Origin of the sequence: Duganella sp., assembly GCF_039595735.1 — a bacterium.
Lineage (GTDB): Bacteria > Pseudomonadota > Gammaproteobacteria > Burkholderiales > Burkholderiaceae_D > Rugamonas.
The window spans coordinates 74,563-81,638 of the sequence record NZ_JBCNLB010000023.1; the positions used below are offsets into that span (position 1 = coordinate 74,563).

Below are 7,076 nucleotides of genomic sequence, written 5' to 3' on the forward strand. Positions count from 1 at the left end.
CGGTGTTGTCAAAGTGCATCAGCGAGCTGGAAGCGGATGATGCCGCCGCTGACCTGCTGATGGGCGCGCATGCCGCCGAACAAACCATAGGCGCCAGCGTCCAGCGGGATCAGGCCTCGGAAATCCATGCCGGCTTGCGGCAGTGGCGCGTGCTGTTGCCAGGCCTGCGTCTGCAGATTGAGGCTGAACACGGCGCTGGAGGGCTCGGCGGGCAGCTGGTCGTAGCCGATGCCGTTGTAGTTGTAGGGACGGCCGCTGCCGCCGGCAAAAATAATGCGGCCCGCATAGCCAACCGCGCCGGCGCGGTACAGCGGTATGCCAGGATGGGCCGGCAGCTGTCGCCAGCTGATGCGAGCCGGGTGCTGCGGATCGAGCGTGCCTTGCCAGCAGGCGTTGGTGATGGCGAACGTATTCTTGCCATCGGCGCCCTTGCTGGCGGTGACGCCGTCGCAAATCACCATGCTGTCGCCATCGAGGCCGCCGGCGTGGCCGAATACTGGGGCGCCGGGGTAGGGCGTGGCGGCCAGCCATTGCCTGGTGTGTGTATCGTAGAGCTGCACGTCAGCCATGTTGGCCTTGTCGTGCCAGCCGCTGACCAGCACGATCCAGCGATCGCGCCACGGCATGGCGACGCTGTCATCGACCGGGACCGGCATGACGGTTTCCGTTTCAAAGCGGCCGCTGTCGGGCAGAAAGCGCATCACCTCGGGTGTGGAGACTTCCTCGCCGGCGGGGGAGACCGTGTAGCCGCCGATCAGATACACCTTGCCGCCAACGGTGAGCGCCGCGCTGGCCAGGCGGCCTTGCGCCACAGGGATATCGCCGGCCTTGCGCCATTGTCCCGAACGCAGATCGAGCGCATACGCATCGCGTGCGATATCGGCGTGCGTCTTGCCGGGGCCGAGGCCGAAGAAAGTGTAGACAGAGTCGCCGGCACGCGCGACCGCCCAATTGGCACGCGCGACAGGCGCCTCGCCTTGCGCCAGCGCCGCGCCGCAAGCGAGTGCGCTGAGGAAGAGTAGTGGCTTGATCATGGACTGCATTATGAAGGAATCGTGCGGCACTACTGAAGCGTTTTTGCTAGCCTGATAGAAAAATCAACCGTGTCGCGCCAGGATGACATTCACCAAGACCACCATGGCAACTGACCACGCAATGCAAAGCAGCGCCAATATGTTTGTGAACGTGCGGCTCAGGATCACTCTGCGCAAGAATTTTCTCATGGGATTTCTCCCCCCTTAATCTGCGATTTGAGTTTAGCATTCTGCGAACAACACGTGGAGCACCGGATAGCAGTAGAGCACGATTACTGCCATTATCAACGAGATGTAAATCGCGATTGCCCGTACGTTCGGCTCATTGAGTGTTCGGACCGTGTTCACTGCAATGAAAATCGAACTGACGAATGCGCAGGACATGCACAAGCCGAGTGCCCATGAGATAGTCTCGGCCAACCAGGCACATCGCGTATATGCGGAGAACGCTTCGTATCCCATTGATGCCAGCATGCTCAACACCACCCAGAACAATTGGCCCTGATTGACGGACTTCTTGAACATCTGGATGAATGCACGCCAGCCGCCTATTGCCGTGGCTACGATGGCTATGACAACGAAAGGCAGCAGCAGCGGCACCAGAACGTTGATGGTGAACCAGCCTGGATGGCTTTGTATTTGAGCGAAATAGGAAGCAGGCATGTCGCCAAGCTAGCACGACTAATTTGGCACGCTATGGTGTAGATCAAGCCGCCATTTTTTTGACAGAGGGGCCGAAATGATTGCGGTCCTTAGACATCGGCTTTGATGAAGTCGATGAACGCGCGCAGTGGGGCGGGGACCAGGCGGCGGCCCGGGTAGTAGAGGAAGGGGCCGGAGAAGGACAGCCACCAGGGTTCCAGGATCGGCTCCAGCGCACCGCTGTCGATGTGCGGCTGCAGCCAGTCCTCGAACAGATAAACAATCCCGCTGCCGCTGATGGCGGACTCCACCAGCAAATCGGCAATCGCGCCGCCTTGCACCGTCAGCGGTCCGCTGACGTCGACCTTCAAGGTCTCGCCGCCTTGGGCGAATTCCCACGGCTGCACGGTGCTGCCGGCAAAGCGGAAGCACAGGCAGTCGTGCTGCAGCAGTTCGCCGGGATGTGTCGGGCGGCCGCGCCGTGCGAGATAGGACGGCGCGGCCGCCACCGCAAAGCGCTGGCGGCGCGGGCCGATGGGGAAGGCGATCATGTCCTGCTCCAGCCGTTCATCGTAGCGGATGCCGGCATCGCAACCGGCGGCGACCAGATCGACGAAATTGTCTTCACCAGTGATGTCGAGACGAATTTCAGGATAGGCCGCCAGGAAGCGCGGAACGATGGCGGGCAGCACCAGGCGCGCACCACTGATCGGCACGTTCAGGCGCAAGGTGCCAGCCGGGCGATCGGCCTGGCTGCCGATGGCGTCCAGCGCCGCTGCCACTTCCGTCAGTGCGGGATTGAGCCGCGCCAGCAAGCGCTGGCCCGCTTCGGTTGGCACCACGCTACGGGTGGTCCGGTGCAGCAGACGCACGCCCAGCTGCGCTTCCAGCCGGCGCACTGCCTCGCTCAAACCGGACGCACTCAGGCCACTGGCGCGGGCGCCGTCGCGGAAGCCCTTGGCGTTGGCCACGGCAAGGAAAGCATTCAGGTCAGCCAGATCGATTTTCATTGTGCGGATTTTCGTACAGGGTGTTTCGATTATAACGACTTATCGAACGCCGCTGTTGCGCCTACACTGGGTACATCTTATGAAAAAGGAGCTCAAACATGTCTCAGACCTACCAACTTGGCAGCCGTTCCGTACAACGCATGGGCTATGGCGCGATGCGCCTCTCCGGCCCGCACATCTATGGCCCGCCGGCTGACCGCCAGGCGGCGTTGGCCGTGCTGCGCGCGGCGGTGGAATCCGGTGTGAATCATATCGACACCAGCGACTACTACGGCCCGCACATCACCAACCAACTGATCCGCGAAGCGCTGCATCCGTACCAGGACGATTTGGTGATCGTCACCAAAGTCGGCGCCCGTCGCGGCACGGACGCCTCCTGGCTGCCGGCGTTCTCGGCGGCCGATCTGCAGCAGGCCGTGCACGACAACCTGCGCAACCTCGGGCTGGACGTCCTGGACGTGGTGAATTTGCGGGTGATGTTCGATCCGATGCAGCCGGCGGAAGGCTCGATCGAAGCGCCGCTGACGGCGTTGGCGGAACTGCAGCAACAAGGGCTGGTGAAGCATATCGGCCTGAGCAATGTGACGGCTGCGCAGGTGGCGCAGGGCAGGAGCATCTGCGAGATCGTCTGCGTGCAGAACCAGTACAACTTGGTGAATCGTGACAACGATGCGCTGATCGACGAGCTGGCGCGCGACGGCATCGCCTACGTGCCATTCTTCCCGCTGGGCGGCTTCTCGCCGCTGCAATCGGCCACGCTGTCGCAAGTGGCGACGCGGCTGCAGGCGTCGCCCAATCAGGTGGCGCTGGCCTGGCTGCTGCGCCGTGCGCCGAACATCCTGCTGATTCCTGGCACCTCGTCGCTGTCGCACCTGCACGAAAACATCGCCGCCGGCTCGCTGCACCTGCCGGACGATGCGATGGCTGAACTGGATGCGATGTCGGCTCGCTGATCTAAGTTGATGCCTGCCGCGTGCCGTCAGGGCACGTGGCGGGGTGGGTGGCTTGTCGCCTCCGTCTCTTCCAATTGCTGCGCTGACTCAGGTTTTGGCGTGCCTGAAATATGAAACCGACGATGAAATCGAAATGCTGGCGTTCTATTGGTCTCTTTGTGCACCTCGCCTTAATGGCGAGGTGGACCAGAGCCGTACCGCCGTGAGTACGGCAATGGGTGATTGTGTGTCTCGGCCTTACCCGCGAGGCGCTTCCGAGGGCCAACAGCCTGTGATATTTGAGGCAGTGGGCTGCTATCCAACTGAAACATGCGGAAAAACTTTAGTGGCCGACTCACCCCGATGGGATCGGAGATGCGCGGGAGCGCAAATTTCGTCTCAGGGAACAGCTTGAGTGTCCAGGTTCTCTCGGCAAAAAAACAAAAGCGAATAGCGTTCTCCTGCGTCAAATCCAGATTCGAAAAGATACCTGTAGAGTACATAAAGTACATCCGCGCCCAATCTACGATATTAAGCGCAGCATCCAGTAAATAGATGTTCAGTGTGTCTTCAAATGGCACATCGTCGGTCAAGAACAGCAGGGTATATTCGTGCCATCGTAATGCGGCTTCAAACACCGCGCCATCGACGATTTTCCCGGTCGGTACGCCAGCAATCAGGATTTCACTCTTCGGAATTGTGTCTGATGCGGAAGGCGTGACTACTCTGATGGCGTAATCTGGGGCATGTGTCAATTTCATAAACGCCTTACCAAATAAAACTGGTGCCAAACGCTGCCAGTGCGCCGCCTACAAACGCCCCTACAGTAACGCAAACCGGGGCAGCGGGACCGCAGGCCAGACCGGCCACCGCGCCGCCGGCCATGCCGCCCGCGGCACCCGCACCGTTGATGACCAGCTCTTTCTGAAACGCTCTAAATTTATTAGACGCAGTGGCCACATGGTAAACGGACAAAGCTAGCGCAACCAACAGCAGCCCGCGGCCGGCGTAAGTAAGCCTCGACATCGCTCGCGTGACAACTGCATTCGATTTGCCAGCCGATGTCACTATGCTCGCATAGATCGAGTTTTGTTTGGCGTTCGATAGGCGGGAGAAAACAGCGTGTTCCCCGTGCCGCTCCGTGGTCTTGAGAGCAATCAGTTGGTTCAGGGAATAGCCCTTCTGTTTCAGGTGTTCGGCGAAAGCACGCCCAACCGGTGTGCTGCGCGTCCGGATAATTCCCATGATGAGATTTCGGGCTTCCTGTGCCTCACGCGCCGCCGCGGCCCAAGTGATCCTGCGAGCAATCGCATCAGCGCGCAATTTGTCGGACATGTTTTTGATCTCTTGGGTGTAAAGCGAGCGCGCTCTGGTGTCTATCGTGAGATGCGCACCCGCGCTGGCAATCTGGGCTTCCAGCGATTTCATCGTGCGCTCAAACAGTAGCTTGTCTTCGTTGGTACTGTCAGGTTCCATCCCGTTTCCTTGAAGGCGTGAGTAAAAGCCGAGAATATGCCGCGCCCGGTCAAGTTACCTTGCGCGATCGCAACGCCGATCACTAGTTCGGAGACGCGGAGTTCGAATCCGTGGATCCGGTAGGTACCCAAGCGGACGCTGTCTGATGTGCGAGGTTGGGTGTGACTTATTGCTGGAGATGTTTCTGTGGCTACCTAGCCTGAGCAGTGTCTGGTCTATTTCTGGTACTGGTGGTGACGGTCTGCCAAAATGTGCCGCTGTTGGTTGGAGTTTTCTGCTCACCTTGCACATTGCTTATTGATGCGCATGTAGGCAGCCGCTGGAGCCAATAGGTTTATTTTGAACTGATGGTGAACGGCGGGACTTTCCTTGCCCTTCGGATTGTCGGAAGCGGAATAATTTCACCGCGTTTAAAGAGAAAGCGGGCGCCATAACAGGGTGGCATTGATGCGGAACTCTGCATTGGTGTCGTTGCATAACCTGTAGTGATGGCGGGGCTGGACCGGAGTCGTACCGGCGTCGGCAGCGCAGTAAGTAAGTGCCGAGCTCGTTTTGACCTGGCGTGTACACTGTCAGGCTGCTTTGGTCGCCTATCTCATCGACGTACTCAAAAGGCGTTGTCTAAAGGGATTTGTGTAAACACTTCCTCGGCGACTTCTTCTTGCCCTAGCGCAGAGAGGGCGCCTAAAATCATGAGGCGAGATCCCATTTCTTCGTCAACAGATGTACTCGCTTTCATCAAAGAGAGTAGCCGTTCCGTGATTCGCATCGCTGCGTCCGAACCTATCTCGCCGCTAAACGCGGAAGCAATGTCCCTGCCGGTCCTCTGCATATTTTTGAGTAAGCTGGTTTCCATGCGAATCTCCCCTTGCTAAGCTGTCACGCAGCGCCTTCGCGTAGCGTGGGATGACCGATATATTGCGGCCGTCATCGTAGTCAGCCCGTCTTTATTCATGATACGTCGTCGACTGCCGAAGTGAGGGATCTTGTGCTCGCATTGCGACATTCGCTAGGTTTGAAGGCAAGGCAAATTAAGCATGGCTCAGCGTGCGAGCGAACATGTAGGAAGACGATTCTCAATTTACTCATCAATGGACTTGGCTGACGGCTTCGAGTAATTCTCCAAGTGAAGATGTCTTGGCAATATGCAGATTAAATCCCGCTAGCAAAGCCCGTCGTACGGTCGCGGCGTCGTCCCAAGCCGTGTAAGCGATAAGGTATGGCTGCGATAGAGATCTGTCCGCACGAATAGCAGCAGCCACTTGGTAACCATTCATCTCAGGCATGCCAAGATCCAAAAAGACGACATCAGGGGTGAACTCGCCGACGGCTTTGAGACCTGCTTGAGCTCCATGAGCGGTCTCAGTTCTCAAACCATGAACGGACATTACCTCAGCTAGTGCATTTGCCAACTCGACGTTATCATCGATTATCAGAATCTTTTTCACCGCTTCTCCATCAACACTCTCATCTTCTGCATCGGGACGGTCCTAGCCGCACAGATAACGCTCTCGCAGCGTTGGTGCGTAAAGAGATGTTGTGTGGGGTGTCGCACCAGTCTCTGCGAAATCATTTGATTTTGATAGTCGTGAACTTCTCGCGTCCTTGTAGGACTGAGAAGACATAGCATGAAACGAGATCTTGCGAGAAGGAGGGTCGTCAAGGATCGCAATGGGCTAGACTAAGTTGCTGTCGATCAATTCGCGGGCCAGTGCGATAGTTTTGTTGAAACAATGGTTTCCTGTTGCCAAATTGATTATTCTTTTCAGCTCTACTACAAAGAGTTTCGGTTACTGGCCGTTGCGAAGGAGTAGTGAATGGATGAGCTTCAGTTGCGTATTTTGATAGTGGATGACCCCTCCGTGCCAATATAACTTGAGACACCTACCCGATTAATTTAGAGTACAGCGGTAGGTCCCCAATATGCACAACCGAAAGCATCAAATTAGCACTCCAGCAGCCCATCAAGACAGCCTCAACGC

8 protein-coding genes are annotated in these 7,076 nt (G+C 57.8%); 1 reads left to right on the forward strand and 7 read right to left on the reverse strand.

Translation table 11 applies throughout. From position 1 onward, the window contains the following. Positions 1 to 8: 8 nt before the first annotated feature. The 3 genes from ABDW57_RS25655 to ABDW57_RS25665 form a co-directional block, all read right to left on the reverse strand. Entirely contained in the window at positions 9 to 1,034 is a 1,026-nt protein-coding gene (locus ABDW57_RS25655; protein ID WP_343732978.1) for a hypothetical protein, read from the reverse strand. 222 nt (positions 1,035 to 1,256) lie between these two features. Beyond that, complete coding sequence (locus tag ABDW57_RS25660; protein ID WP_343732979.1) at positions 1,257 to 1,697, reverse strand: hypothetical protein; 441 nt, start codon at positions 1,695 to 1,697, stop codon at positions 1,257 to 1,259. An 89-nt stretch (positions 1,698 to 1,786) separates the two neighbouring features. Further along, the gene (locus tag ABDW57_RS25665; RefSeq protein ID WP_343732980.1) at positions 1,787 to 2,686 is read right to left on the reverse strand and encodes a LysR substrate-binding domain-containing protein; all 900 of its coding nucleotides are present in this window, start codon (positions 2,684 to 2,686) and stop codon (positions 1,787 to 1,789) included. A gap of 98 nt (positions 2,687 to 2,784) precedes the next feature. Between ABDW57_RS25665 and ABDW57_RS25670 the strand changes: the two genes are divergently transcribed. Further along, on the forward strand, positions 2,785 to 3,639 hold the full coding sequence (locus ABDW57_RS25670) for an aldo/keto reductase family oxidoreductase (protein WP_343732981.1): 855 nt from the start codon (positions 2,785 to 2,787) through the stop codon (positions 3,637 to 3,639). 170 nt (positions 3,640 to 3,809) lie between these two features. Here the strand turns inward: ABDW57_RS25670 and ABDW57_RS25675 are convergent, their stop codons facing one another. From ABDW57_RS25675 to ABDW57_RS25690, 4 genes are all read right to left on the reverse strand, one after another. After that, the gene (locus ABDW57_RS25675) at positions 3,810 to 4,379 is read right to left on the reverse strand and encodes a hypothetical protein (RefSeq protein WP_343732982.1); all 570 of its coding nucleotides are present in this window, start codon (positions 4,377 to 4,379) and stop codon (positions 3,810 to 3,812) included. 7 nt (positions 4,380 to 4,386) lie between these two features. Then, entirely contained in the window at positions 4,387 to 5,094 is a 708-nt protein-coding gene (locus tag ABDW57_RS25680; RefSeq protein ID WP_343732983.1) for a hypothetical protein, read from the reverse strand. 607 nt (positions 5,095 to 5,701) lie between these two features. Beyond that, positions 5,702 to 5,950 carry a hypothetical protein gene (locus ABDW57_RS25685; protein WP_343732984.1) on the reverse strand — a complete coding sequence of 83 codons (249 nt, stop codon included), beginning with the start codon at positions 5,948 to 5,950 and terminating at the stop codon, positions 5,702 to 5,704. A 232-nt stretch (positions 5,951 to 6,182) separates the two neighbouring features. Further along, the gene (locus ABDW57_RS25690; RefSeq protein ID WP_343732985.1) at positions 6,183 to 6,542 is read right to left on the reverse strand and encodes a response regulator; all 360 of its coding nucleotides are present in this window, start codon (positions 6,540 to 6,542) and stop codon (positions 6,183 to 6,185) included. Positions 6,543 to 7,076: the final 534 nt, after the last annotated feature.